We start from the raw sequence: 23588 nt of genomic DNA on the forward strand, positions 1-23588 counted from the left end.
GCTGTTCAAACGGAAATGCAATCAATCCTCGAGCGCGGCGAGCGCCTGTTGGCCGGAGACCTTCTCGTCCGGCTTCCAGACGTGGAAATTCGCCACGACGCAGAGCGCCTCTTCCAGCGCGCGATGATAGGAATCCCGCGAGATCTCGATTGCGCCCAGCGAGGCGAGATGCGTGGTCATGAACTGCGTGTCGAGGAGCTGGAAGCCGCCGGCGCGCAGCCGCGCCACGAGATGGGTGAGCGCTACTTTGGACGCGTCGCGCTCGCGATGGAACATGCTCTCGCCGAAAAAGGCGCCGCGTAACGCCACGCCATAGAGACCGCCGACGAGCTGACCGTCGCGCCAACATTCCACCGTATGGGCGAAGCCCATGTCGAAAAGCTGGCGATAGAGGCGGCGGATTTCGTCGTTGATCCAGGTCTTCTCGCGATCCGGCGTGGGGGCGGCGCAAGCCTCGATCACCGCGTCGAAGTCGCGGTCGACGACAACCTCGAAACGATCCGAGCGCACGGTCTTGGCGAGTGAGCGCGACACGATGAATGTGTCCAGCGGAAAGATCGCGCGCTTTTCAGGGTCGACCCAGAAGAGCTGGTCGTCCTCGGCGCTCTCCGCCATGGGAAAGAGACCGATGGAATAGGCGCGCAGCAAAAGCTGCGGCGTGATGGCGTAGGAGGCGCCGGGTTTCGACATAGGTAAAAGGATAGCGCCTTATCTCGAAAAATGCAGCGGTCGCTATCTGACAAACTTTATCAGGTCGTCGCCGCGGACGCCACTTATGCGGAGACGGCGGGTGGGGGGAGAGTTCGGTCCTTCCGGCGGTCTCCGTCATTGCGAGGAGCGCAGCGACGAAGCAATCCAGAGCCGCGATGACGCTCTGGATTGCTTCGCTCCGCTCGCAATGACGGACTTCCCTTCGCTTACTCGGGCGTCCGCAACTCGGTGAGGATAATCAAACCTCCGGCTCGATCCCGCCTGTCGCCAGGAAATGCTCGAGCCAATGGATGTCGTAGATCCCGTTCTGCACGTCGGCGTTGCGCACCAGCGTGCGGAACAGCGGCAGCGTCGTGTCGATGCCGTCGACGATGAATTCGTCGAGCGAGCGGCGCAGGCGCATGAGCGCCTCTGTGCGGTTGCGGCCGTGGACGATCAGCTTGCCGATGAGCGAGTCGTAATTCGGCGGGATCGAATAGCCCTGATAGACAGCCGAATCGACGCGCACGCCGACGCCGCCCGGCGGATGGTAATAGGCGATGCGGCCCGGCGAGGGGCGGAAGGTCAACGGATGTTCGGCGTTCACGCGGCACTCGATCGCATGGCCATAGAACTGCACGTCTTCTTGTTTCATCGAGAGTGGCGAGCCGGCCGCAACCCTGATCTGTTCGCAGACCAGATCGACTCCCGTAATCGATTCGGTGACAGGGTGCTCGACCTGAATGCGCGTGTTCATCTCGATGAAATAGAACTCGCCATTCTCGTAAAGGAACTCGACCGTGCCCGCGCCGGCATATTGCAATTCGCGCATGGCCTTGGCGCAGACTTCGCCGATCTCGCGGCGCTGCGTGTCGTTGAGCGCGGGGGAGGGGGTTTCCTCGAACACCTTCTGGTGACGGCGCTGCAAAGAGCAGTCGCGCTCGCCCAGATGAATGGCCTGGCCCTTGCCGTCACCGAAAACCTGGATTTCGATATGGCGCGGCTTTTCGAGATATTTCTCGATGTAGACCGTGTCGTCGCCAAAGGCGGCCTTGGCTTCCGTGCGCGCCGTCGCCATGGCGACGCCGAGGTCATGCGCGTCGCGCGCGACCTTCATGCCGCGTCCGCCGCCGCCGGAAGCCGCTTTCACCAGCACGGGGAAACCGATCTTCTGCGCGACCTTCAGCGCCTCCTTCTCGGAGAGCACGGGGCCATCCGAGCCCGGCACGCAGGGAATGCCGAGGCGCTTGGCGGTGGCCTTCGCCTCGATCTTATCGCCCATCAGCCGGATATGCTCCGACTTCGGGCCGATGAAGGTGATGTTGTGTTCTTCGAGGATCTCTGCGAAGCGGGCGTTCTCGGAGAGAAAGCCATAGCCGGGATGCACGGCGTCGGCGCCTGTGATCTCGCAGGCCGACAGCAGCGCTGGGATATTGAGATAGGAATCGCGCGCCGCCGGCGGGCCGATGCAGACGGACTCGTCGGCGAGCTTCACATGCATGGCGTCGGCGTCGGCGGTCGAATGCACCGCCACGGTGGCGACGCCGAGCTCCTTCGCCGCGCGCAAGACGCGCAGCGCGATTTCGCCGCGATTGGCGATGAGGATTTTGTCGAACATCCGCGCGCCTTATTCGATCACGAGGAGAGGTTCGCCATATTCGACCGGCTGGCCGTCCTCGACGATGATGGCGGTGACGACGCCCGATTTCGGCGCGACGATGTCGTTGAAGGTCTTCATCGCTTCGATCAGCAGCAGCTTGTCGCCGGCCGAAACGCGCGAGCCGATCTCGATGAAGGGCTTGGCGTCGGGGTTGGGGCGCAGATAGGCTGTGCCGACCATCGGCGATTTGACCGCGCCAGGATGTTCGGCGAGGGATTCTTCGGTCGGCGGCGCAGCGGGCGCTGGCGCTGCGATGGCGGCGGGCGCAGCGACAGGCGCGGGCGCATAAGCCGTCTGCGCCGGGGCGGCGATGGTGACGGTCGCGGGCGCGGCGAGCGGCGCCGGCGTGCGGGCGGCGCGAATGCGCAGATCGCCCTTCTCGACCTCGAACTCGGTGAGATCGCTCTGCGCGACGAGCTCGGCGATGGTGCGCAGCAGCGCAGGGTCGATCAAAGGCGCGGGCGCGACGGCGGCGCGAGGCGCGGCCGTACGGGTCGGGGCGGGCGTGCGAACGGGGGCGGCGGCGGCCGAGGAGCGGCGGCCGCGCGTGGTCTTGGTGGGCTGTGCTTTGCGCGCCATGGTTTTTCCCAGGTCTTTCTCAGATGTTTTGGAGAATGGCCTCGAGGGCCAGCAAATATGAAAGCGGGCCGAAGCCCGCGATGACTCCCCGCGCCGCCGGGGAAATATACGAGTGATGGCGGAAGCTCTCCCGCGCATGCACATTGGAAAGATGGACTTCGATGACGGACGCCTGCGCGCCTTTGATCGCGTCGTAAAGCGCGATCGACGTGTGGGTCAGGGCGCCGGCGTTGAGGATGACCGGCGCGCCCGCGGCGCCCGCCTCCTGAATCCAAGTGACGAGATCGCCCTCGAAATTCGATTGCTTGAAGACGAGCGAGACGCCCTTCGCGCTACAGCGTTGGTCGAGCTGGGCGCGGATGTCGTCCAGGGTCGCTGATCCGTAGATCCCGGGTTCGCGCTTGCCGAGAAGGTTGAGATTTGGACCGTTGAGCACGTGTACGGCTGACATTGCCTTCCCGAACGATCGATTTTCTTCAAAGGGCGAAGCGCGTCTCTCTTAGCCGCATTGGCCCCGCAAAGGAAGCCCGGCAGGAAAGGGCGCGCCGGACCGCGCGCCTTCAGGCGCGCTCTTTAATCCGAGCCTGAAGGCTCGCGGTCCTCGCGTCCTCAGCAGGTCGCCTTGCCGCATTTGCGAATGTTGTCGACCTTCGCCTTGAGCTGCGCAAAGGGCAGGCCGCCCACGACGGCCTCCTTGCCGATGACCCATGACGGCGTGCCGTCGAATTTGAGCTGCTCGGCGAGAGCGGCGACTTCCTTCAGCGCGGCCTGCGTCTCGGCGCTGTCGGCGTCTTTCTCGAGCCGGTCGATATCCGCGCCGACCTCCTTCGCCGCCGCGATGGCCTGCTGCTTGCCGATGTGCCCGCGCGTCGAGAGCAGCTTCTTGTGGAATTCCCAGAATTTCGCGGGTGAGAGCTGCATGCGGGCGGCGGTCGCGATATGCGCGACATCGACCGAGTCCGCCCCGAGAATCGGGAAATCCTTGAGAACGACGCGCAGCTTCGGATCGGTTTCGATGAGCTTCGCGACCGAGGCGAGCGATTGCTTGCAGTAGCCGCAGTTGTAGTCGAAGAATTCGACCAGCGTGACGTCGCCGTCCGGATTGCCGACGACGGCCTGATTTGCCGAATGGACGATCTTCTCGCCGTGTTCCACGACGGCTTTCTCGCGCGACGCCAGCTCCGCCGCTTCCTCGCGTTTCTTGAGCGCCTCGATCGCCTCGCGGATCACTTCCGGATTCGAAACGAGATAGTCGTGGATGATTTTCTGGATGCCGGCCTTTTGCTGGTCGGAAAAGGCGTCGGCCGCCCGCGACGGCGTCGCGCCGGCGAAAATGACCCCTGCAAGGGCGCCGGCGACGGCAAGAGCGCGCCAGGACGCAGCGAGGGACGGGGAAAGGCGCATCGATTTCTCCTTCATGCGCGGGGCGATAAAGCGCCTTCCGCAATTCGGGGCGTGTTCTGGAGTGAGGCCGCTTTTAACAGACGGCCTCGCCCCTGTCATTCAGGGGGCCGAGGCCGTCGTTTGATCAGCGCATGTAGCTTCCGCCGTAGCCGCTCGAATAGGAGCTGCCCGACGTGGCGTTGCGCACGCCGTCGTTCACGAGCACCGAGCCGAGGCCGTAATTGAAGCGCGCCTCGCCCAGCGTGCGGAACTGCAGGGACACCATGACGGCCTGGTTGCGCGCCGGCAGGCCGGTGTTCGCCTGCGGCTGATAGATTTGGGAGTAATTGATCGACAGCGTCGTGCATTCGTCGTGATAGCCGACGCCCGCGCCCAGCGCCGCGACCGAGAAGAGCGGCGCCGTGCCGTTGAGATTGGCGCCAGTATAGGCGGTGTAGAGATACGGGTTTTGAGTGAGATTATTGTAGAGATAACGGCTCATGTCGAAAGTGACGGTGCCGTTCAGGAAATAATTCTTCGTGATGTCGTAGCGGCCAGTGGCCGAAAGACCCTGTCGGCGGACGTCGAAGCCGATCGCCGGCTGGGACGCGTAATTGGCGTATTGCAACTGCAGCGACAGCGGATCGAAGTTGAATGTCGCGAACAGATCGATGCGCTTCGCGATCAGGCTTTCCTTGTCGAAGCGACCCTTCGCGACAAAGCTCATGAAGGAGGCGGGCGCAAAGGCGAAACGGCCGACGATGTCGGACGTGCGCCTGTTGAGGCCCGAGTTCAGGCCGACATTGGCGGCGTCGGCGGTGGCGTAGCCATTGGCGCCGGCGAGCTGCGTCGACTGGCCGACCATGGCGTTGACGAAGCCGCCATTGCCGAGCGTCAGCGTGGCCTGCCCGCCGTAGTTCAGGCGCGTGCCGGTCTCGAAGCGGTCGTAGCCCGAGAATTTGTTCCATTCGAACAAGGTCGAATCGTCGAAGACGAGGCTCTGCGCGTCCATATTGACGAGCGAGGGAATCGACGTCTGGTTCGGGCGCGCGACAATTTGTGCGATGGGCTCGACGACAAAATTGCCGATGGGGCTGCGCGCGAGGATGGGATAGCGCCATTCGGCGCCGAAGCCCGGCGTCGCCTGACCGCGGAAACGCTGATCCAGGCCGTCCAGAAACAGGCCCTGATTGGCGTTGGGGATCGGTTGCCAGGAACTATTGTAGATCGGGTAGAGGCCCTGCCGGTCGTAATCGAGATAGCTGCCGGTGAAACGCGCGAAGGCGAAGGCCGTCCAGACCCCGCCGACGGGGTCGATGACCTTGCGTTTCCAGTCGCCCATGACCGTGGCGTGCTGGTAGGCGCCGCCGATGCCGCGCAACAGGCACGTGCTGCGCTGTGGAACGACGTCGCGATTGTAGGACTGACAGACGTTGTAAAGGCCGTAGATCCTGTCCAGCGTGCGCGGGTTGATCGACTCGTAATTGGCGACGTCCGCCGAGGTGCTCGTGAAATTGGCGTCGATTTCGATCTGGCCGCCGACGCCGGCGGTCTTGGTCGGATCGACGTCGAAGACACGATTATAGTCGATCACCGGATGCACGAGCGGCTGCTGGGCCTGCACGTCGCTGGGCGAGAGACCCTGGAAGTAATAGCCGCGCATGTCGAAATAGCTGCGCGGACCCTGGCCGTTCAGATAGATCGTCGAGGACGATTCGCGGAAGTAATAGTTCTGCAGGAGATAGTTGAACTGCTTGTAGTCCTGCAGAAAATAGCGATCCGAGAGCGCCGTTATGTCCCAGCCGGCGCGCCAGCGGTCGTTGAGCCAGAAGTCGCCCTGAGTCTGGAGCGCGCCGCGCCATTCCCGATTGCGGGCGCCATAGGGAGCGATGGCGAAGGCGCTCGGATCGCCGACATGCGTGCCTTCGGCGCGGACCGAAAATCCGCCGTTCTCGAAGCGCTTGCGGAACTCGCTCGTCAGGAAGGGCCCCTGGCGGGAGAAGATGGTGGGCGTGATCGTGAGGTCGGAGTCGGGCGAAATCGCCCAGAAATAGGGAACCCCGACGCCCGCGCCGAGCTGTGAGCGATAGGTGAAGACGGGCGTCAGCAAGCCGGACTTGCGCTTCACCGTCGGATCGGCGGAGGACCAGAAGGGCACATAGGCGATCGGCGTTCCGAGGAACTCGAAGGTCGCGTCCTCGTAGTAGATCGTCTTCTCGGCGTTGTCGTGGATGATCCGCTTGGCCTTCAATTGCCAGGTGCGCGGCTTCGAGGGGTCGTCCTTGCAGGCCTCGCAGGCCGTATAGGCGCCCATGTCGAAGGTCGTGACGCCATCCGTGCGTTCGGCGCGCGGCGCGCTGAAATGGGTGTCGTCGGCCGTGTCGACCTGGAGGCTCTCGATGAAGCCGGCCTTGAAGTCGTCGGTGAGATCGAAGTGCTCTGCGCGGGCGATCGTGCCATTGGTCTCGGTGAGCTTGGCGTGGCCCTCCGCATAGACCCGTGACGTGTTGCGGTCATAGACCACGCGGTCCGCCTCGAGCAGGCGGCCTTTGTAGAGAAGCTGCACCTGGCCACGCGCCGTGACGGTGTTGGCTTTCTCGTTGTAGATCATCTCCTTGGCCTCGACGACCATGCGCGCGCCGGCGCCTTCCGGCGCGGCCGAGGCGAGCGAAGCAAAGACCGCCGCGCCGCCCGTTAAGGCGGCGACGCTGGAGAGGAGAGCCGAGAGGCGGCGAAGGCGGCGAGACATCAGCCGTCCTCCGAATAGAGCAAAGTAAGCGTGCCCAACATGCTCCCGACGAGTGCAGGCGACCATGCGGCGACGAGTGGAGAGATCATCCCGGCGCCCCCGAGGTCGGAGAAGATTTTAGTGGCGATGTAAAGCACGAAGCCAGCCACAACGCCACCGGAAAGCGTCCTGGCCACGCCGCCGAACCGAAAGAACCTTAACGAAAAGCTCGCGGCGACCAGGACCATGGCGACGAGAAGCAGGGGGCGCGCCAGAAGGGTTTGGAACTGCAGCTTATATTCTGTCGCGTCGAGTCCAGCCTCGGTCGTGCGGGCCGTCATTTCCGGGAGATCCCAGAAGGGCGTGCCCTGCGCCGGCGTCGTGGCGGCGGCGGCTTGCTCGGGGGTGATGTCGGTCGCGAGCATATAAGAATCGACCTGGCGGGCGGGTTCGCCGGGCGCGCTGACCGTCGCCCCTTGCAGCACCCACACGCCCGGCTCGAGATGCGCCTTGCCGGCCTCCACGCGCTCGACGAAGCCCCCGTCGGCAGAATAGATATTGACGCTCACGCCCTCGAGATCGACGCCGCTGTTGGCCGTCAGATTCGCGTGAATGACGGCAAGGCCGTCGACGCCATGCTGACGCAGCCATACGCCGCGATCGACGCGAACGCTCCCCTCCCGCCCGAACAGCTCGAGCTCCATCTGATCCGAGCGCTGCTTCATTTTGGCGGAGAGCGGGTTGTAGATCGTCACCGAGACGATCCCGATGAGAAGCGCGGCGAGCGCCGGCGCGGCGACGAATTGCCAGACCGACATGCCGGCGGCGCGCGCCACGATCAGCTCAAGCTTGCGGGTCAGGTCGACGAAGGTCGCCATGGAGCCGAAGAGGACGGCGAAGGGGAGAATCATCTCCGCCGCGGCAGGCACCTTCATGACCGTCATCAGCGCGATCATTCCCGCTCCGGCCGCCGGATTGTCGCTGGCGCGGCGCAGCGTCTCGACGAAGACGACGACGAACATCAGGCAGAAGATGGCGAAAAAAATCGCCAGAATGGCGCGCGTGAAGCGCATGCCGAAATAGCGGGTGATGGTCACGCCGATCACGACCGCGCTCCGGCGCGGCGGACGGGGGCATAGGCCGGGGCGCGGCATCGCGTCATCGTCGCCATCGGCCTCGGTTCGCTCCTTCTCAAGTGACTCAAAACGCAGCGTTAAACGCTCATTAACGATCGCTAGACGCTCCCGCGCGTCCAGGCAAGCGCCGCTCCGGATACGGTCGAGGTTCAGACTAATTCATTTCTCGAGCGTTGCTTTTGCGCAACGTCGGCATTTTCTGGCCCGATCGCGGCGATTTGGGGGCGCGACCCGGCGAGGCTATTTGACCGGGGCCCTTGGCCGCGATATTGCGCGACCAATGTTTTCTTCAGCGCGGCCAATTCTAGCGCCGCGCGACCCTCCAGCGAGGCGGCAATGTCTCTCAATGCGAAATTCGAGGCCCTTTCCTTCGATGAGGCGGAGGCCGCTCTGCGCGCGCCCGAGGACGCCGCCCGCCCGCGAACCCTCGTCGTTTTCGCCGGAAACGAGCTTGCCATGTCGGAGCGCGTCAAGGCGCTGCTGAAGGAGGCGCAGGCGCAGATCGAGCGCGCTGCGGGCGCGACGAAGTTCAAGGGCAAGGCCGGTTCGGCGCTGGAGATCCTCGCGCCTGTCGGCGTGGCGGCGAGCCGGCTCCTTGTTATCGGCGTGGGGGCCGGCAATTCGGACGATTCCGACAAGCCCGCCAAATTCGAGGACTATCTGTCGCTCGGCGGCCAGACGGCTGGGAAGCTGGCTGTGGGCGCGGCGGCCGTGGTCCTGTTCGACCTGCCGGAAGCGCCGTCCGAGCCAGCCGCTGCGGCGGCGCAATTCGCGCTCGGCGGCTGGCTGCGCGCCTATAAATTCGATCAATACAAGACGAAGAAGAAAGACGAGGACAAGGACGGTCCGATCGAGATCCAGCTCGGCGTCGCCGACGCGGAGAGCGCGAAAGCGCATGTGCTCGAGGCTACGCACACCGCCGAGGCGGTGGTTCTGGCCCGCACGCTGGTCAATGAGCCCGCCAATGTTCTGTCGCCGACCGAATTCGCCCGCCGCGCCTCGGAGCTGATGAAGCTCGGCGTCGAGGTCGAAATCCTCGACGAGAAGGCCATGGCGGAGCTCGGCATGCGGGCGCTGCTCGGCGTCGGGCAGGGCTCCGAGAATGAGAGCCGCCTTGTCGTGCTGCGCTGGAACGGCGGCGCGGCCGGCGCCGCGCCCGTCGCCTTCGTCGGCAAGGGCGTCGTCTTCGACACCGGCGGCATTTCGATCAAGCCCGCCGCCTCGATGGAGGATATGAAGGGCGACATGGCCGGCGCGGCGGCCGTCACCGGCGCGCTCTACGCTATCGCCGCGCGCAAGGCGAAGGCCAATGTCGTCGGCGTGCTCGGCCTCGTCGAGAACATGCCCGACGGCAAGGCGCAGCGGCCCGGCGACATTGTGAAATCCATGTCTGGCCAGACCATTGAGGTCATCAATACCGATGCGGAAGGCCGCCTGGTGCTCGCCGACGCGCTCACTTATGTGATCGAGAAGCACAAGCCCGCCGCGGTCGTCGATCTGGCGACGCTGACCGGCGCGATTCTCGTGGCGCTCGGCCAGGAATATGCGGGGCTGTTCTCGAACAACGACGATCTCTCCGAGCGGCTAACGAAGGCGGGGACGGCGACGGGGGAGAAGCTGTGGCGCTTCCCGATGGGCCCGTACTACGACAAGCTCATCGACTCGAAATTCGCCGATATGAAAAACACCGGCGGGCGCCATGGCGGCTCCATCACGGCGGCGCAGTTCCTCCATCGTTTCGTCGGCAAGACGCCCTGGGCGCATCTCGACATCGCCGGCACGGGCATGGGCTCGCCTTCGAGCGACGTGAACCAGAGCTGGGGCTCCGGCTTCGGCGTGCGGCTGCTCGATCGGCTGGTGAAGGATCATTACGAGGGGTAAGAACCGGACCGCGAGCCTTCAGGCTCGCTCGGAGTGCGGGCCTGAAGGCCCGCGGTCCGGCCGGCCGCGCCCAAGCACATGATTTTTATTTGAAAACCTTTGGCTCCGTCCCACCTATCGGCCCTGAGGGAATGCGCGCATTCCCGGTCGATCGGCGCATCCGTTGGATGCGGCAGAGCGAAAGGAACATGAAATGCAACGCAGCATTGCCGGCCAGAACGTGAACGCCGACACGCTGGCCAAGATCATCGGCGGCATCTTCCTCATCGTGGGCATTCTGGGATTCTTTCCCAATCCGCTCGTGTCCTGGCGCGGCCTTTTCGACGTCAACACCGTCCACAATGTCGTCCATCTGGTGAGCGGCGGCATTCTGCTGGCGGCGCCCTCTTACAACTCTTCCGGCATGGCGCTGCGCGTCATCGGCATCGTCTACGGCATCATTACAGTCATCGGCTTCATCTCCACCGACGCGCTGAGCTGGATGGCCGTCAACGGGCCGGACAACTGGCTGCATCTCGCGATCTCGGCGCTGATGATCTGGGGCGGCTACATGCTGCCGTCGGAGGGAGCCGACCGCGTGACCACCGCTCACATGTGAGCGTTTCGGCGCAATCACGTCGCGCCGCGGCTTGGCTGCGGCGCGCCATCGGTTCCGGAGTCGAGAACATGACGGCGGCGCTGCCGAACGATGTGAAGACCGCGATATTGGAGGCGATGCGGGAGAACGCGGTCGATGTGTCGCGCATCCGCGTCGACGTCCATGGCGACGAGGTCGTGGTGAAGGGCGCCGTGAACACGCAGGAGGAAAAGCAGGCGGCGGAAGAGGCGATCGAGCGCCTCTCGCGCCGCGCCAAGATGCGCTGCGAACTCGACGTCGCTCTAATCTATGAGGGGGAGGAGGACACGGTTTACGAAGCGGGCGTCGAATCTTTCCCCGCTAGCGATCCGCCCTCCTGGACCCCAGGCTCCGGGCGGGCGTGACCGCTCAGAGGCGTCTCAGGACCACGACTTCGCCGGCCACTGGGGCGCTGGCCTCCAGCCTTAGCGTCGTCGCGACGCGGGTGAGCGTTTCGAAACGCGTTCCTGCGACGGCGGCGACATAATCCGGCGCATGCGCAAACCGGCCGCAGGGGCGCAGGCGGTAGTCCGCGCCTTCGCCAGTTTCGAAGCTCGTGACGAAGAGACCGCCCGGCGTCAGACGCTGCGCCGTTTGTTCGAAGAGGGTCGACAAATCGCCGAAATAGACGAGGACGTCGAGCGCCGTGACGAGGTCGAAACGCGCGTCGTCCGCCGCGAGAAAGGCGATGGCTTCGCTCTCGACAAGCCGGTGATAGAGACCGCGTTCCTCAGCTTTTTCCAGCATGCCGGCAGAGATGTCGACGCCGGTAAGTTCCTCGCCGAGCCGCGCCAGGAAGGGCGCCGCAAGTCCGGTCCCGCAGCCGAGGTCCAAGACTTTACCGAAGCGCCGCCCGGTTTCGGACAGGAGCTTCTCGCAGGTGGCGGGGAGGCTGTAGCCCAGCACGTCGATGAGCTGCGTCTCGAAATTGGGGGCGAATTTATCGAAGCAGGCGGTCAGATAGGCGTCGGGCGCGCGCGCATGGGCCGTCCCCTGGAGCGCGTCGAGATGATAGCGGATGACGCGATCTTCCGGCGCGAGATCGAGCAGCGCTTCGGCCAGCCGGATGGCGCCGGCCTCATGACCGAAGCCGCAGAGCATCTGAAAGGCGTCGCGCAAGACAGTTTCGACGTCTTCCGCATGGTCGCCTGCGGCCGTTTCATAGACTCTCAACGCCGCCTCGACCGGTTCGTCGATCGCCGCGGCGACGAGCGCAACGCGCGCATATTTGCGCTGGATCCCGGCTTCGAGAGGAAATCCGGCGGCGGCTTTTTGGAAGGACTCGCGCGCCTGCGAGAATTGCCCGAGCATGCGCTGCGCTTCGCCGAGACAGGCATAGATTGCCGGCCCGGTGGCGGCCTGGTCCGATGCGACGGCGGAGAGCAGGCGTTCGGCGCTCTCGAAGCGACGCAGCTCGAAATGGAGCAGCCCCAGGCCCGTCACGGCGCCCGGCAGATTCGGCGCAATGTCGAGCGCGGCGAGAAAGGCCTGTTCCGCGACATTCATGTCGCCGAGCGCGTGAGCGGCGTTGGCGAGCATCAACCAGGTTTGCGGATGGGCGGGGTCGATCCTCAGAGACGTCGAGAGGTAATGGACGGCCTCCGCCGGCCGGCCGGTCGCGTAGAGAAGGCTGCCAAAGTCGCTCAGAATGCGCGCATCGGCCGGCGCGAGACGCGCCGCGCTTTCGAGGAGTTCGGTCGCTTCGACGAGCGCGCCCACCGCCCATAGGGACAGACCCTGGCGCCTGAGGTTCGCGGCCTCCCATGCGGCGGGATCGATCGGGCTCGCGGCCGGAAGACCGGCGTTCTGGACGTTCGTTGCAGGCGCGGCGGGGCGTTCGAAAGCCATCTCAATCAATCCCTCTTCAGGAAAAAACTGAGGAGGAAGATTGCGCGCCGGTCTGGTGCGGGGCTGGCCATCCGCTCGGCTCTTGCGCGCGGCCGCCGAATTGGCCATCAAAGGCCCCGCCGCCGGTCGCGAGGGGCCAATGGTCGATATCTCCTTCTACCACCACCAGACCCGCAAGATCGAAGACACGCTGCCCACGCTGCTGGAGCGCTCTCTCGCGCGCGGTTGGCGCGTCGTCGTGCAGGCGACGAGCGACGCGCGGGTGAATGCGCTGGATCAGCGGTTGTGGTCCTATCGGCCCGAGAGTTTTCTACCGCACGGAACGAAGCGGGACGCGTCGCCCGAGACCCAACCGATCTACCTCACCAGCGGCAACGATAATCCCAACCACGCCGATGTGCGCTTCTTCGTCGAAGGCGCGCATATCGCGCCGATTCTCGCGGGCGAAGCCGCGCCGATAGAGCGAGCGGTGCTGCTCTTCGACGGCGAAAACCCGGAAGAGCTCGCCAACGCCCGCGCGCAATGGAAAGAGCTGCGCGACGCCGGCCAGACGCTCGTCTATCAGCAACAGGACGAGAGCGGCCGTTGGGTGGAGAAGGCGCGCGAACCAAAGGCAAAAGCATGAGAGACGCTGAATTCGGCGACAGACGCGCGCGCGCCAGAGAACGGCTCGACGCGATCGATCCCCACATGCGCGAGGGCGGCGCCGAGGCCGATCCGCAGCGCAAGGGTTGGTTCGAGGCGGTCTATGAGCTTGCCGCCGACGATCCGGCGGGCGTGCCCTGGGCCAATCTCATCCCGCATCCCTTGCTCGCCCAATGGCTGGAAGGGCATTCGATCGAGGGGCTACGCGCGCTCGACGTCGGCTGCGGGCTCGGCGACAATGCCGAGGCGCTCGCTGCAGCGGGGGCGGAGGTCACGGCCTTCGATCTCGTGCCGCGCGCCGTGGAATGGGCGCAGCGCCGCTTTCCGCAAAGCGCGGTTCGCTATCGCGCGGCAGATCTCTTTGACGCGCCGGCTGAATGGCGCGGCGCTTTCGATCTCGTCCACGAGCTTTACACATTGCAGGCGCTGCCGGCGGCGCTCCTGCCGCAAGCCGCGCGGGCGCTTGCGTCCTTCGTCGCGCCGGGCGGCAAGTTGCTCGTGATCGCCCGCGCCCGCGACGAAGGCCAGCAGAGCGCCCGCCCACCATGGCCGCTGACGCAAGCGCAGATCGAGACGCTCGCGGTCGACGGGCTGCGTCTTGCCTCGTTGCAGGATATTCCCGCCACTGACAGCCTTGTGCGGCATTGGCGCGCTGAATTCGCCAAGGAGGAGCCCGCGAAGTGAGCGCGCCGCTCCTCTCGGTCGAGGGCGTATCGAAGCGATACGGGGCCGTCGTCGCGCTCGACGAGATCACGCTCGATGTCGGCGCCGGCGAATTCTTCGCGCTGCTCGGTCCATCGGGCTGCGGCAAGACCACGCTGATGCGCTGCATCGCCGGCTTCGAGGCGCCCGACGCCGGCCGTCTGACGCTGCGCGGCGAAAATCTTGCCGGCGTGCCGCCCTATCGGCGGCCCGTGAATATGATGTTCCAGTCCTACGCGCTATTTCCGCATCTCGACGTCTTCGAGAACATCGCCTTCGGCCTGCGTCGGAAGGGCGCGCGCGAGGACGCGATCCGCGCGCGGGTCGGCGAGCTTTTGGAGATGACGCAGCTTGCGTCCTTCGGCGCGCGGCGGATCAATGAGCTCTCGGGCGGCCAGCGTCAGCGCGTCGCGCTCGCCCGCGCGCTGGCGCCGCGGCCGGCGCTGCTGCTTCTCGACGAGCCGCTCGGCGCGCTCGATCGCAAGCTGCGCGAGGAGACGCAGTTTCAGCTCAAGGAAATCCAGCGCAAGACGCAGACCGGCTTCGTCATCGTAACGCATGATCAGGATGAGGCGCTGGCGATCGCCGATCGCATCGCCGTGATGCGGGCGGGCAGGCTGGAGCAGATCGCGTCGCCGATCGACATCTACGAAAAACCGGCGACGCGTTTCGTCGCCGGCTTTGTGGGCGAGACCAATTTCATCGAGGGCGTGGTGGCGCGGGACGGCGGCGCGGCCTTCGTGACCTCCTTCGCGCGGCTGCCGCGCGAGGAATGCGCGCTTCCCGAAGGGGCGCGCGCGACGCTCTCGATCAGGCCGGAGCGCATCGAGATTTCGCGGGAAGGGCAGGGCATCGCGGGCCGCGTGGAGGATTACGTCTTTCGCGGCGAATATACGCTGCTGCGCGTGCGCGTGGCGCCCGACGCCGTGCTGCGCGTCGGCGCCTATGACGGGCGCTTCGCCATTGGCGACGAGGTGAGGCTGACGATCGCGCCCGAGGCGGGCGTTCTGTTTGCGGAGGCGGCATGAGCGCTTGCACAGGCGGTCAATGTCATTCCCGGCGGGCTGAAAGCCCGACCGGGAATCCAGGGCAGCTTTCTCGAATGCTGCTCTGGATTCCCGATCGCGCTCCGCGCGTCGGGAATGACACCCGCAACCCGCCGGGTCGCCGTCATTGCGAGGAGCGTCAGCGACGAAGCAATCCAGAGCCACATCACGGCTCTGGATTGCTTCGCTTCGCTCGCAATGACGGTTCTGCCCTATGAAAGCGTCCCGCCGCCTCTCCCTCGGCCAGCGCGCCGCGCTCGCGATCCCCTATCTCTGGATCGCCGCCTTCTTCCTTGCGCCGATGCTGCTCATTGCGAAAATCTCGCTCTCGAACTCGGTGCTGGCGCGCCCGCCCTATGAGCCGCGCTTTCTGCCGTCCGATACGCTCGGCGACATCTGGGCAAAAATCCAGTCGCTCACATTCGCCAATTATCGCGCGCTCGTCGGCGACAGCCTCTATTTCGACGCCTATGTCTCGTCGCTTCTCATTGCCGGCGTCTCGATGCTCGCGACGCTGCTCGTCGCCTATCCTTTCGCGCTCGCCATGGCGCGCAGCCCGCGCAAGTGGCGCCCGTTTCTCATCGGCATGGCGGCTGCGCCGTTCTGGACCAGCTTTCTGATCCGCGTCTACGCCTGGATCGCGCTCTTGCGCGACGAGGGCCTCATCAACAATGCGCTGATGGCGCTTGGCCTCATCCACGCGCCGCTCGAAATGTTCGCGACGACCGGCGCGGTCGTGGTGGGCATCGTCTATTCCTATCTGCCCTTCATGCTGCTCCCCATCTACGCCGCGCTCGAAGGTCAGGATGCGAGCCTGCGTGAGGCGGCGGAAGATCTCGGCGCCTCGCCCTGGCAGGTCTTTCTGCGCATCACTTTGCCGCTCTCGCGTGACGGCGTGATCGCCGGCGCCTTGCTGGTTTTCATTCCGGCGGTCGGCGAATTCGTCATCCCCGAGCTGCTTGGCGGCTCCGATACGCTGATGATCGGCCGCACGCTGTGGAACGACTTCTTCGCCAATCACGATTGGCCGGCGGCCTCCGCAGCGGCGATCGCGCTGGTGAGCATTCTGCTCGCGCCCTTGCTTTTATGGGAGCGCGCGCGGTTGCGCGAAGAGGAGCGGCGCGGATGAGCAACATCTTCCGCATCGGCGTTCTAACTGCCGGCTTTGTCTTCCTCTACGCGCCCATCGCCATTCTTGCGGCGATGAGCTTCAACGCCTCGCGCCTCGTCTCCGTCTGGGGCGGCTTCTCGACCAAATGGTATGCGGCGCTGCTGGAAAACGAGCCGCTCATCGAATCGACGAAGATCAGCCTCGCCGCCGCCGTTCTCTCCGCAGCCATTGCGACGTTCCTCGGCCTGCTGGCGGCGGTGGCGTTGGCGCGTTTCGGGGCTTTCCGCTCGCGCATGCTGTTTTTTGGCGCGGTGCATGCGCCGCTCGTCCTGCCCGAGGTGGTGCTGGGGCTCGCCTTGCTGTCCTGCTTCGTGGCGCTCGGAATCGGACGCGGCTTTGCGACGCTGGTCATCGGCCATGTCACGCTGACCATGTGCTTCACCACCGTGGCGCTGCTCTCGGCGCTGCGTAGCTGCGATCTCGCATTGGAGGAGGCGGCGATGGACCTCGGCGCGACGCCGCTTCAGGCCTTCGCGCTCGTTGCGCTCCCGCAAATCGCGCCGGCCTTGATGAGCGCCTTTCTGCTCGCCTTCACCTTGTCGCTGGACGATCTCGTGATCGCGAGCTTCGCCACCGGCCCGGGCGCGACGACGTTGCCGATGCGTATTTTCTCCCAGGTCAGGCTCGGCGTTTCGCCGCAGATCAACGCCATATCGACTTTGCTTCTCGGCATGGTCGCCCTTGCGCTGGGCGGCTCCGCGCTTGTCATGCAGGCGGGCAAGCGCCGGGGATTGTGAAAGCCCTGTAACGCGCCACATAGGGCTCATGGCCTCTCGTTGGTTTGCGTCCCTGCCCAATCTCATCACTATTGGCAGGCTGGTCCTCACGCCGGCCATCATCGGCTTTGTGATCGACGAGAAATGGGGCGCAGCCTTTGCGCTCTTCGTGGTCGCGGGCGTCTCCGACGCGCTCGACGGCTGGCTGGCGAAGACCTTCCATCTCCAGTCCGATCTCGGCGCCGTTCTCGATCCGCTGGCCGACAAGACGCTCATCATCTCCATCTATGTGTCGCTTGCGGTTGGCGGTAATCTGCCGGCGTGGCTCGCCATTCTCATCGTTTCGCGCGACGCGCTGATTCTGGGCGGCGTCCTCGTGGCTTGGTTTCTTGCCCGCCCCTTCAAGATCAGGCCGCATTTCTCCTCGAAAATAACGACCGCCGTCCAAATCGTGCTTGCCGCCGTGATATTGGCGGGCCAAGCTTTTGGCGTCCGGATAGGGGCGCTGGAAGACGCGCTGATCGCGAGCGTCGCTGCATTGACCATTGCTTCCGCCAGCGTCTATCTGTGGCTCTGGGTCCAGCATATGAGGCCTTGAGAATGGCGAAGCAGACGCGGCCGGCGGCCCCTCGCGCGCAAGGCGCGCGCGCGCCCCGGAATTTGTCCTCGGCGGCAACCGCCGTCGAGGCCCCACCGACGGAGCCCGTACAGCTTGTCGCCGTGAAATGGGCGGGCTTGAGCCTCGAACGCCAGCTCGGCCTGTGGGCGGCGACGCTTCTCGTCTTGTCCGGCGTTCTCTATGTGCTGAGCCCCGTGCTTGCGCCCTTCGTGGCGGGCACGGCGCTCGGCTATCTGTTCGATCCGATCGCCGATCGCCTGCAGCGGCTGGGGTGCTCGCGCCTGGGCGCCGCGCTGTTGCTGCTCGCGATCTTCATCGCTTTTGTGGTGACGGCGCTTGTCGTGCTGCTGCCGATTTTCACCCATCAGCTCACTGGCTTGCTTGCGGCGCTGCCCGGCTATCTGCAAACGCTGCACGGCCTCGCCACCGATTGGGGCGGACGTTTCTCCAACGAATATCTGAAGGAGTTCCTGGAGAAATACGGGCTCGCGGGGACGAGCGTCAGTCTCGACGTCGAGAAATATTTCAACGATCTCGCAGGCCAGAGCGCCGCCTATGCCGCCGATTTTCTCAAATCGCTGCTGTGGCGCGGCTACGCGCTCATCAACGTGATTTCGCTGGTGGTCATCACGCCGGTCGTCGCCTTCTACATGCTGCTCGACTGGGACAATATGGTGAAGATCATCGACGATCTCGTCCCGCCGCGGCATCGCGAGGATGTGCGGATGCTGGCGCGCGACATCGACCGCGCGCTCGCGGGCTTTGTGCGCGGGCAGTCGCTCGTCTGCGTCTTTCTGGGGCTTTGGTACGCCTTGGGCCTGTCGCTGATCGGGCTGAATTTCGGCTTTCTGATCGGCGTCATCGCGGGCTTTCTGAGCTTTGTCCCTTACGTGGGCACGCTGACGGCGCTCGTTTTCTCCATCATCATCGGCGTCGTGCAGGCCTGGCCGCAGATCGATCTGCCGCTGGAGGCCATTGTCGTCGTCTCCATCGGCCTGGTCCTGGACGGCTATGTGTTGTCGCCACGGCTTGTCGGCGCCTCGGTCGGATTGCATCCGGTGTGGATCATGTTCGCGCTGCTGGCGTTCGGCGCGCTCTTCGGTTTCACGGGCCTCATCGTCGCGGTGCCGACCGCGGCGGCGATCGGCGCGCTGATGCGTTTTCTCGCGCGCCGCTATCGCGCCAGCGCGCTCTATCGCGATTCCGCCTACGCGCAGGACCGGGCGTAAAGACCCATGGGCGACGGGGGACCGGCGCAACTGCCTCTGGAGCTTTCGCTCGCGCCGCGCCTCGGGCGCGCGGATTTCCTTGCGGCGCCGTCGAATGAGGCGGCGCTCGCCATGGTCGAGCGCTGGCCCGATTGGCCGGACCGCATTCTGACGCTCATCGGCCCGCCCGGCAGCGGCAAGAGCCACCTCCTCGCGATTTGGGCCGAGCGCGCCTCGGCGTTGCGCGCGCAAGGCGGGGCGCTGCCCTCTCTGGAGGCGCTCGTCGCCGCCGCCCCGCAGGCGATCGCCATCGACGAGATCGACCGCATCACCGACGAGACGGCGCTTTTTCACTTGCTGAACTTCGCCGTCGAAAACCGCGTTTTCGTGCTGATGGCCGCGCGCCGCGCACCCTCGGCCGCCGAGGTGCGCCTGCCGGATCTCCTGTCGCGGCTGCGACGCGCGCCCATGGCGGAGATCGGCGCGCCGGACGACGATCTGATGCGCGCGGTGCTGGAAAAGCTGTTCCGCGACCGGCAGCTTCTCGTCGAGCCGCCGGCATTGGCCTATGCCGCGCTGCGTCTCGAACGCTCGCTCGACTCGGCCCGCGCCTTCGTCGCCGCGCTGGATCGCGAAGCGCTGGCCCAGCGCCGGCCTGTCACACGCGCGCTTACTGCTGAGGTTATGGAGGCCTTCGCAGCGTCCGCCAATGGGGATGAGTGAGCGGTCGATCGCCAAGAAGCGCGCCTGAAGGCGCGCGGTCCAGGGGGACGCATCTCGGACCGCGCGCCTTCAGGCGCGCACGCGGCGACGAGCGCAGTCCTTCCCCATGCGGCGCTTTCGCCCTGCCGCCGGCGGCGCGATTGTGGCATAAGAATAGAAACGATCAGGAAAGCGGCATGACAGCCAATATGCGAGAGACGAGCGAGCGGGCGTCGACGGCCATCGAGGCCGCGACGATCGAAGTGATGGACCGGGCCGACGAGATTCTGGTACGCCCGGAAGAACTCGCCCTCTCGCCGCGGCGCTTCATCAATCGCGAGCTGTCCTGGCTGGAATTCAACCGGCGCGTTCTGGAAGAAGCCTCCAACAAGAGCCATCCGCTGCTCGAACAGGTGCGCTTCCTGTCCATCTCTGCAAATAATCTCGATGAATTCTTCATGGTCCGCGTCGCGGGCCTGCGCAGCCAGATACGCTCCGGCCTTACCGCCGTCTCGCAGGACGGGCTGAGCCCTTCCGAGCAGCTCGCCAAGATCAACGAGCGCGCGGTGCTGCTGACCAACGAGCAGCTACGCCGCTGGCGCGAGCTGCGGCGCGAGATCGAGGAAGTCGGCATCGTCATCGTCGAGCCCGCCGACGTTTCCAAAGCCGACCGTGAATGGCTGGAAGACTATTTCCTCAGCCGCATCTTCCCGGTGCTGACCCCGCTCGCCGTTGATCCGGCGCATCCTTTCCCCTTCATTCCCAATCTCGGCTTCACTTTGGCGCTGGAGCTGGTGCGGCCAGGCGACCGCAAAACATTGCAGGCGCTGGTGCGTCTGCCGCCGAAGATCGAGCGATTCGTGCGCCTGCCCAACCAGGGCGGCGCGCGTGCGCGTTTCATGCAGCTCGAAGCGCTGATCGGGATGAACGCGCAGCGGCTCTTCCCCGGCTATCTGCCGCGCGGGCAGGGGCTCTTCCGCGTCATTCGCGACAGCGACCTCGAAGTCGAGGAAGAAGCGGAGGATCTGGTTCTCTTCTTCGAGACCGCGCTGAAGCGCCGGCGCAGAGGTTCCGTGATTCGTCTCGAAGTCGCCGCCGACATGCCCGAGTCGCTGCGCGCCCTCGTCGCCGACGAGCTGGACGTGCAGGAGGGCGAGACCTTCGAGATCGACGGCATGCTGGCGCTGAACGATCTCTCCGAGCTTGTCGCGCTCGACAGGCCGGATCTGAAGTTCAAGCCCTATAATCCGCGCTTTCCCGAGCGGGTGCGCGACAATGGCGGGGATTGCTTCCTCGCCATCAAGCAGAAAGACCTCGCGGTTCATCATCCGTACGAGTCCTTCGACGTCGTCATCCAATTTCTGCAGCAGGCGGCGCGCGACCCCAACGTCATCGCCATTAAGCAGACGCTCTACCGCACCTCGAACAACAGCCCGATCGTGCGCGCGCTCGCCGAGGCGGCGGAGGCCGGCAAATCCGTCACGGCGCTGGTGGAGCTGAAGGCGCGCTTCGACGAGGAAGCCAATATCCGCTGGGCGCGCGATCTGGAGCGCGCCGGCGCGCAAGTGGTCTTCGGCTTCATCGAGCTGAAGACGCATGGCAAGCTGTCGATGGTGGTGCGGCGCGAGGGCGCCGGGCTCGCGACCTACTGCCATATCGGCACAGGCAATTATCATCCGGTGACGGCGCGCATTTATACGGACATCTCGGTCTTCACCGCCGATCCGGTGATCGGCCGCGACGTCTCGCGCATCTTCAATTACATCACCGGCTATGCGGAGCCCGCCGGGCTCGAGCGCATGGCGGTCTCGCCCATATCGCTCAAGAAACGTCTGCTCGAACATATCGAGCAAGAGGTCGAGTTCGTGAAAGCCGGAAAGTCCGGCGCGATCTGGCTGAAATGCAACGCCCTCGTTGATCCCGAGATCATCGACGCGCTCTATATGGCCTCCAAGGCCGGCGTCTCGATCGATTGCGTGGTGCGCGGCATCTGCTGCCTGCGGCCGGGCGTTCCGGGCCTGTCGGAGAATATCCGCGTGAAATCGATCGTCGGGCGCTTTCTCGAACATGCGCGCGTCTACGCTTTCGGCGGCGGCCATCCGTTGCCGCACCCGCGCGCGCATGTCTATATCTCTTCGGCCGATCTCATGCCGCGCAATCTCGATCGCCGCGTCGAGGTTCTTCTGCCCATCACCAATCCGACGGTGCATCAGCAATTGCTCGATCAGATCATGCTCGCCAATCTCATGGACAATGAGCAAAGCTACCGCGTGCTCCCCGACGGCTCGTCGCAGCGCATCTGCCCGGGGGAGGGCGAGGAGCACTTCAATGCGCATCAATATTTCATGACGCATCCGAGTCTCTCGGGCCGCGGCAAATCGCTCAAAGATTGGCGCCCGCGTTCGCTTCTGAAGCGCAAGCAAGATGTTTAAGGGCATTCTTCGGCCGCAGCGCATCGCGCAGCCGGCGCCGAGCTCGACCCGGCCTGTCGCGATCGTCGACATCGGCTCCAACTCGGTTCGTCTCGTGTCCTATCAGGGGCTCGCGCGCGCGCCGACGCCGATCTTCAACGAAAAGGCCATGTGCGGGCTCGGCAAGGGCGTCGTCACCACCGGGCGGCTGCCGGAAGAGGGCGTCGAGAAGGCGTTGAAGGCGCTGCGCCGCTATCGCGCCCTCTGCGAGACGATGGGCGTGCTGGACATAGAGGTCATCGCCACGGCGGCGGCCCGCGACGCCGAGAACGGCCCGGCCTTCATCGCCGCGGCGCGCGACGTGATCGGACGCGAAATCTCGCTGCTGTCGGGCAAGCGCGAGGCCGAGCTGTCGGCGCTCGGCGTCGTGTCTTCGGTGCATGAGCCGGACGGCGTCGTCGGCGATCTCGGCGGCGGCTCGCTTGAGCTGATCGACGTGACGGGCGACCAACTGGGCAAAGGCGTCACTCTGCCGCTCGGCGGCCTCGCTCTGATGGACGCTTCCCGCCGCAACCCGCGCGAAGCGACCAGGATCGCCCGCAAGGCGATCGCAGAGGCGAAGCCTCTGGAGCATCTCAAGGGCCGCGCCTTCTATGCCGTCGGCGGCACCTGGCGCTCGCTCGCCAAACTCCACATGCGCCAGCGAAACTATCCGCTGGGCGTCATGCACAACTACCGCATCCAGACCAGCGAGGCGTCGGATTTCGCCGCGCTGGTCGAGCATGTGGACAGTACGGCGATCGAGGACATCAACATTGTCTCCGCTGCACGCCGGCCGCTTCTCGCCTATGGCGCGATCGTGCTCGACGAAATCATTCGCCGCGCCAAGCCGCGCGAGATCGTCATCTCGGCCGCGGGCGTGCGCGAGGGGATGCTGTTCGAGCGGCTCTCCGAGGCCGAGCGCAAGATCGATCCGCTGATTTCGGCCTCGCGCGAGCTGGAGACGCTGTTCGCGCGCGCGCCGGGCTATGGCGACGAGCTGATCTCCTGGACCGACGCGCTGATGGCCTCGAGCGACATAGACGAAACGCCGGAGGAGAAGCGCTTGCGCCACGCCGCCTGCCTTCTCTCCGACATCGCCTGGCGCGCGCATCCCGAGTATCGCGCGCAGCGCGCCATGAACATCGTCACGCACGGCCCCTTCGTGTCGGTCGATCATCCGGGCCGCGCCTATCTCTCGCTTGCGATCGTGATGCGTCACGAGGGAACGGAAGCGGGGGAGGGCATCGGCGCCGTGCGCAGCCTGCTGACGACCCGCCTCTTCGTGCGCGCCCGCGTGCTCGGCGCGGCGATGCGGGCGGCCTATCTGCTGTCGGCATCGATGCCGGGCGTCCTGCCGCGCACGAAGATTCTCATTCGCAAGGATGCGCTCGTTCTGACGCTTCCGCGCGACTTCGCCGATCTTGCAAGCGACCGCGTGCTCAGCCGGCTGAAAACGCTTGGCCGGCTTGCGGGGGTCGATGCGCAGATCGAGATCGAGGCTTAGCCCGCAAAACCTCGCAGGCGGTCTCGTCCTTCGAGACGCGAGCTTCGCTCGCTCCTCAGGATGAGGCCTAAGTGTTTTGCGCGAATGCAGAAGCCCCTCATGCTGAGGAGGCTGCGCAGCAGCCGTCTCGAAGCACGAGGGGCGTCAACGCCACCTTGTCATCGGTTCGCTGTCATTCCCGACGCTCGCGCAGCGAGCGATCGGGAATCCAGAGCAGAACCGGCGCTTTTGCGGCTCTGGATTCCCGGTCGGGCTTTCAGCCCGCCGGGAATGACATTCCCCAATGCGAGCTGTTCAAGTG

General features: G+C 65.2%; 21 protein-coding genes. 13 read left to right on the forward strand and 8 right to left on the reverse strand.

What is annotated here, in order from left to right; genetic code table 11:
• Positions 1-21 precede the first annotated feature (21 nt).
• The 7 genes from aat to lptG all read right to left on the reverse strand — a co-directional run bounded on the left by aat (position 22) and on the right by lptG (position 8146).
• The gene (gene aat / locus QMG84_RS08385) at positions 22-690 is read right to left on the reverse strand and encodes a leucyl/phenylalanyl-tRNA--protein transferase (RefSeq protein ID WP_281931758.1); all 669 of its coding nucleotides are present in this window, start codon (positions 688-690) and stop codon (positions 22-24) included.
• A gap of 259 nt (positions 691-949) precedes the next feature.
• Complete coding sequence (accC, locus tag QMG84_RS08390; RefSeq protein WP_202072770.1) at positions 950-2308, reverse strand: acetyl-CoA carboxylase biotin carboxylase subunit; 1359 nt, start codon at positions 2306-2308, stop codon at positions 950-952.
• A gap of 9 nt (positions 2309-2317) precedes the next feature.
• The gene (gene accB / locus QMG84_RS08395) at positions 2318-2929 is read right to left on the reverse strand and encodes an acetyl-CoA carboxylase biotin carboxyl carrier protein (protein WP_281931759.1); all 612 of its coding nucleotides are present in this window, start codon (positions 2927-2929) and stop codon (positions 2318-2320) included.
• Positions 2930-2948: 19 nt separating this feature from the next.
• Positions 2949-3380 carry a type II 3-dehydroquinate dehydratase gene (gene aroQ, locus QMG84_RS08400; protein ID WP_281931761.1) on the reverse strand — a complete coding sequence of 144 codons (432 nt, stop codon included), beginning with the start codon at positions 3378-3380 and terminating at the stop codon, positions 2949-2951.
• Between the two features lie 158 nt (positions 3381-3538).
• Positions 3539-4333 carry a DsbA family protein gene (locus QMG84_RS08405; RefSeq protein ID WP_281931762.1) on the reverse strand — a complete coding sequence of 265 codons (795 nt, stop codon included), beginning with the start codon at positions 4331-4333 and terminating at the stop codon, positions 3539-3541.
• Between the two features lie 124 nt (positions 4334-4457).
• Entirely contained in the window at positions 4458-7061 is a 2604-nt protein-coding gene (locus QMG84_RS08410; protein ID WP_281931764.1) for an LPS-assembly protein LptD, read from the reverse strand.
• Positions 7061-8146 (reverse strand): LPS export ABC transporter permease LptG, encoded by a 1086-nt coding sequence (lptG, locus tag QMG84_RS08415; RefSeq protein WP_281931766.1) that lies wholly within the window; start codon positions 8144-8146, stop codon positions 7061-7063. The genes QMG84_RS08410 and lptG overlap by 1 nt, the downstream gene beginning before the upstream one ends.
• A 366-nt stretch (positions 8147-8512) precedes the next feature.
• Between lptG and QMG84_RS08420 the strand changes: the two genes are divergently transcribed.
• The 3 genes from QMG84_RS08420 (at position 8513) to QMG84_RS08430 (ending at position 11038) form a co-directional block, all read left to right on the forward strand.
• Complete coding sequence (locus QMG84_RS08420) at positions 8513-10057, forward strand: leucyl aminopeptidase (RefSeq protein WP_281931768.1); 1545 nt, start codon at positions 8513-8515, stop codon at positions 10055-10057.
• Between the two features lie 193 nt (positions 10058-10250).
• On the forward strand, positions 10251-10655 hold the full coding sequence (locus tag QMG84_RS08425) for a DUF4383 domain-containing protein (RefSeq protein WP_281931769.1): 405 nt from the start codon (positions 10251-10253) through the stop codon (positions 10653-10655).
• A 68-nt stretch (positions 10656-10723) separates the two neighbouring features.
• Entirely contained in the window at positions 10724-11038 is a 315-nt protein-coding gene (locus QMG84_RS08430; RefSeq protein ID WP_281931770.1) for a BON domain-containing protein, read from the forward strand.
• Positions 11039-11042: 4 nt separating this feature from the next.
• Here QMG84_RS08430 and QMG84_RS08435 read toward each other — a convergent pair whose 3' ends face one another.
• Complete coding sequence (locus tag QMG84_RS08435; RefSeq protein ID WP_281931771.1) at positions 11043-12521, reverse strand: methyltransferase domain-containing protein; 1479 nt, start codon at positions 12519-12521, stop codon at positions 11043-11045.
• Between the two features lie 40 nt (positions 12522-12561).
• Between QMG84_RS08435 and QMG84_RS08440 the strand changes: the two genes are divergently transcribed.
• The 10 genes from QMG84_RS08440 to ppx all read left to right on the forward strand — a co-directional run bounded on the left by QMG84_RS08440 (position 12562) and on the right by ppx (position 23287).
• Positions 12562-13146 carry a DNA polymerase III subunit chi gene (locus QMG84_RS08440; RefSeq protein WP_434085979.1) on the forward strand — a complete coding sequence of 195 codons (585 nt, stop codon included), beginning with the start codon at positions 12562-12564 and terminating at the stop codon, positions 13144-13146.
• On the forward strand, positions 13143-13850 hold the full coding sequence (locus QMG84_RS08445) for a class I SAM-dependent methyltransferase (RefSeq protein WP_281931773.1): 708 nt from the start codon (positions 13143-13145) through the stop codon (positions 13848-13850). The genes QMG84_RS08440 and QMG84_RS08445 overlap by 4 nt, the downstream gene beginning before the upstream one ends.
• Positions 13847-14896 carry an ABC transporter ATP-binding protein gene (locus tag QMG84_RS08450; protein WP_281931776.1) on the forward strand — a complete coding sequence of 350 codons (1050 nt, stop codon included), beginning with the start codon at positions 13847-13849 and terminating at the stop codon, positions 14894-14896. Before QMG84_RS08445 ends, QMG84_RS08450 begins: the two co-directional genes overlap by 4 nt.
• A 232-nt stretch (positions 14897-15128) precedes the next feature.
• On the forward strand, positions 15129-16043 hold the full coding sequence (locus QMG84_RS08455) for an ABC transporter permease (RefSeq protein WP_281931777.1): 915 nt from the start codon (positions 15129-15131) through the stop codon (positions 16041-16043).
• Entirely contained in the window at positions 16040-16822 is a 783-nt protein-coding gene (locus QMG84_RS08460) for an ABC transporter permease (RefSeq protein ID WP_281931779.1), read from the forward strand. The genes QMG84_RS08455 and QMG84_RS08460 overlap by 4 nt, the downstream gene beginning before the upstream one ends.
• A gap of 28 nt (positions 16823-16850) precedes the next feature.
• Positions 16851-17399: a CDP-alcohol phosphatidyltransferase family protein gene (locus tag QMG84_RS08465; protein WP_281931781.1), complete on the forward strand. Its 549-nt coding sequence runs from the start codon at positions 16851-16853 to the stop codon at positions 17397-17399.
• A gap of 2 nt (positions 17400-17401) precedes the next feature.
• The gene (locus QMG84_RS08470) at positions 17402-18649 is read left to right on the forward strand and encodes an AI-2E family transporter (RefSeq protein WP_281931782.1); all 1248 of its coding nucleotides are present in this window, start codon (positions 17402-17404) and stop codon (positions 18647-18649) included.
• A 6-nt stretch (positions 18650-18655) separates the two neighbouring features.
• Complete coding sequence (locus tag QMG84_RS08475) at positions 18656-19351, forward strand: P-loop NTPase family protein (protein ID WP_281931784.1); 696 nt, start codon at positions 18656-18658, stop codon at positions 19349-19351.
• 176 nt (positions 19352-19527) lie between these two features.
• Positions 19528-21762, forward strand: a complete 2235-nt coding sequence (locus QMG84_RS08480; protein ID WP_281931786.1) for an RNA degradosome polyphosphate kinase — start codon at positions 19528-19530, stop codon at positions 21760-21762.
• Entirely contained in the window at positions 21755-23287 is a 1533-nt protein-coding gene (gene ppx, locus QMG84_RS08485) for an exopolyphosphatase (protein ID WP_281931788.1), read from the forward strand. Before QMG84_RS08480 ends, ppx begins: the two co-directional genes overlap by 8 nt.
• Positions 23288-23588 lie beyond the last annotated feature (301 nt).

It is taken from the genome of Methylocystis iwaonis, from assembly GCF_027925385.1.
In the GTDB taxonomy this organism is placed as follows: domain Bacteria; phylum Pseudomonadota; class Alphaproteobacteria; order Rhizobiales; family Beijerinckiaceae; genus Methylocystis; species Methylocystis iwaonis.

Coding starts and splice junctions, on each gene's coding strand:
- QMG84_RS08410 (WP_281931764.1), bottom strand. CDS start 7,061: ATGTCTCGCCGCCTTCGCCGCCTCTCGGCTCTCCTCTCCAGCGTCGCC.
- QMG84_RS08420 (WP_281931768.1), top strand. CDS start 8,513: ATGTCTCTCAATGCGAAATTCGAGGCCCTTTCCTTCGATGAGGCGGAG.
- QMG84_RS08425 (WP_281931769.1), top strand. CDS start 10,251: ATGCAACGCAGCATTGCCGGCCAGAACGTGAACGCCGACACGCTGGCC.
- QMG84_RS08465 (WP_281931781.1), top strand. CDS start 16,851: ATGGCCTCTCGTTGGTTTGCGTCCCTGCCCAATCTCATCACTATTGGC.
- QMG84_RS08445 (WP_281931773.1), top strand. CDS start 13,143: ATGAGAGACGCTGAATTCGGCGACAGACGCGCGCGCGCCAGAGAACGG.
- accB (WP_281931759.1), bottom strand. CDS start 2,929: ATGGCGCGCAAAGCACAGCCCACCAAGACCACGCGCGGCCGCCGCTCC.
- aroQ (WP_281931761.1), bottom strand. CDS start 3,380: ATGTCAGCCGTACACGTGCTCAACGGTCCAAATCTCAACCTTCTCGGC.
- QMG84_RS08480 (WP_281931786.1), top strand. CDS start 19,528: ATGACAGCCAATATGCGAGAGACGAGCGAGCGGGCGTCGACGGCCATC.
- QMG84_RS08405 (WP_281931762.1), bottom strand. CDS start 4,333: ATGCGCCTTTCCCCGTCCCTCGCTGCGTCCTGGCGCGCTCTTGCCGTC.
- ppx (WP_281931788.1), top strand. CDS start 21,755: ATGTTTAAGGGCATTCTTCGGCCGCAGCGCATCGCGCAGCCGGCGCCG.
- accC (WP_202072770.1), bottom strand. CDS start 2,308: ATGTTCGACAAAATCCTCATCGCCAATCGCGGCGAAATCGCGCTGCGC.
- aat (WP_281931758.1), bottom strand. CDS start 690: ATGTCGAAACCCGGCGCCTCCTACGCCATCACGCCGCAGCTTTTGCTG.
- QMG84_RS08460 (WP_281931779.1), top strand. CDS start 16,040: ATGAGCAACATCTTCCGCATCGGCGTTCTAACTGCCGGCTTTGTCTTC.
- QMG84_RS08430 (WP_281931770.1), top strand. CDS start 10,724: ATGACGGCGGCGCTGCCGAACGATGTGAAGACCGCGATATTGGAGGCG.
- QMG84_RS08455 (WP_281931777.1), top strand. CDS start 15,129: ATGAAAGCGTCCCGCCGCCTCTCCCTCGGCCAGCGCGCCGCGCTCGCG.
- QMG84_RS08435 (WP_281931771.1), bottom strand. CDS start 12,521: ATGGCTTTCGAACGCCCCGCCGCGCCTGCAACGAACGTCCAGAACGCC.
- QMG84_RS08475 (WP_281931784.1), top strand. CDS start 18,656: ATGGGCGACGGGGGACCGGCGCAACTGCCTCTGGAGCTTTCGCTCGCG.
- QMG84_RS08470 (WP_281931782.1), top strand. CDS start 17,402: ATGGCGAAGCAGACGCGGCCGGCGGCCCCTCGCGCGCAAGGCGCGCGC.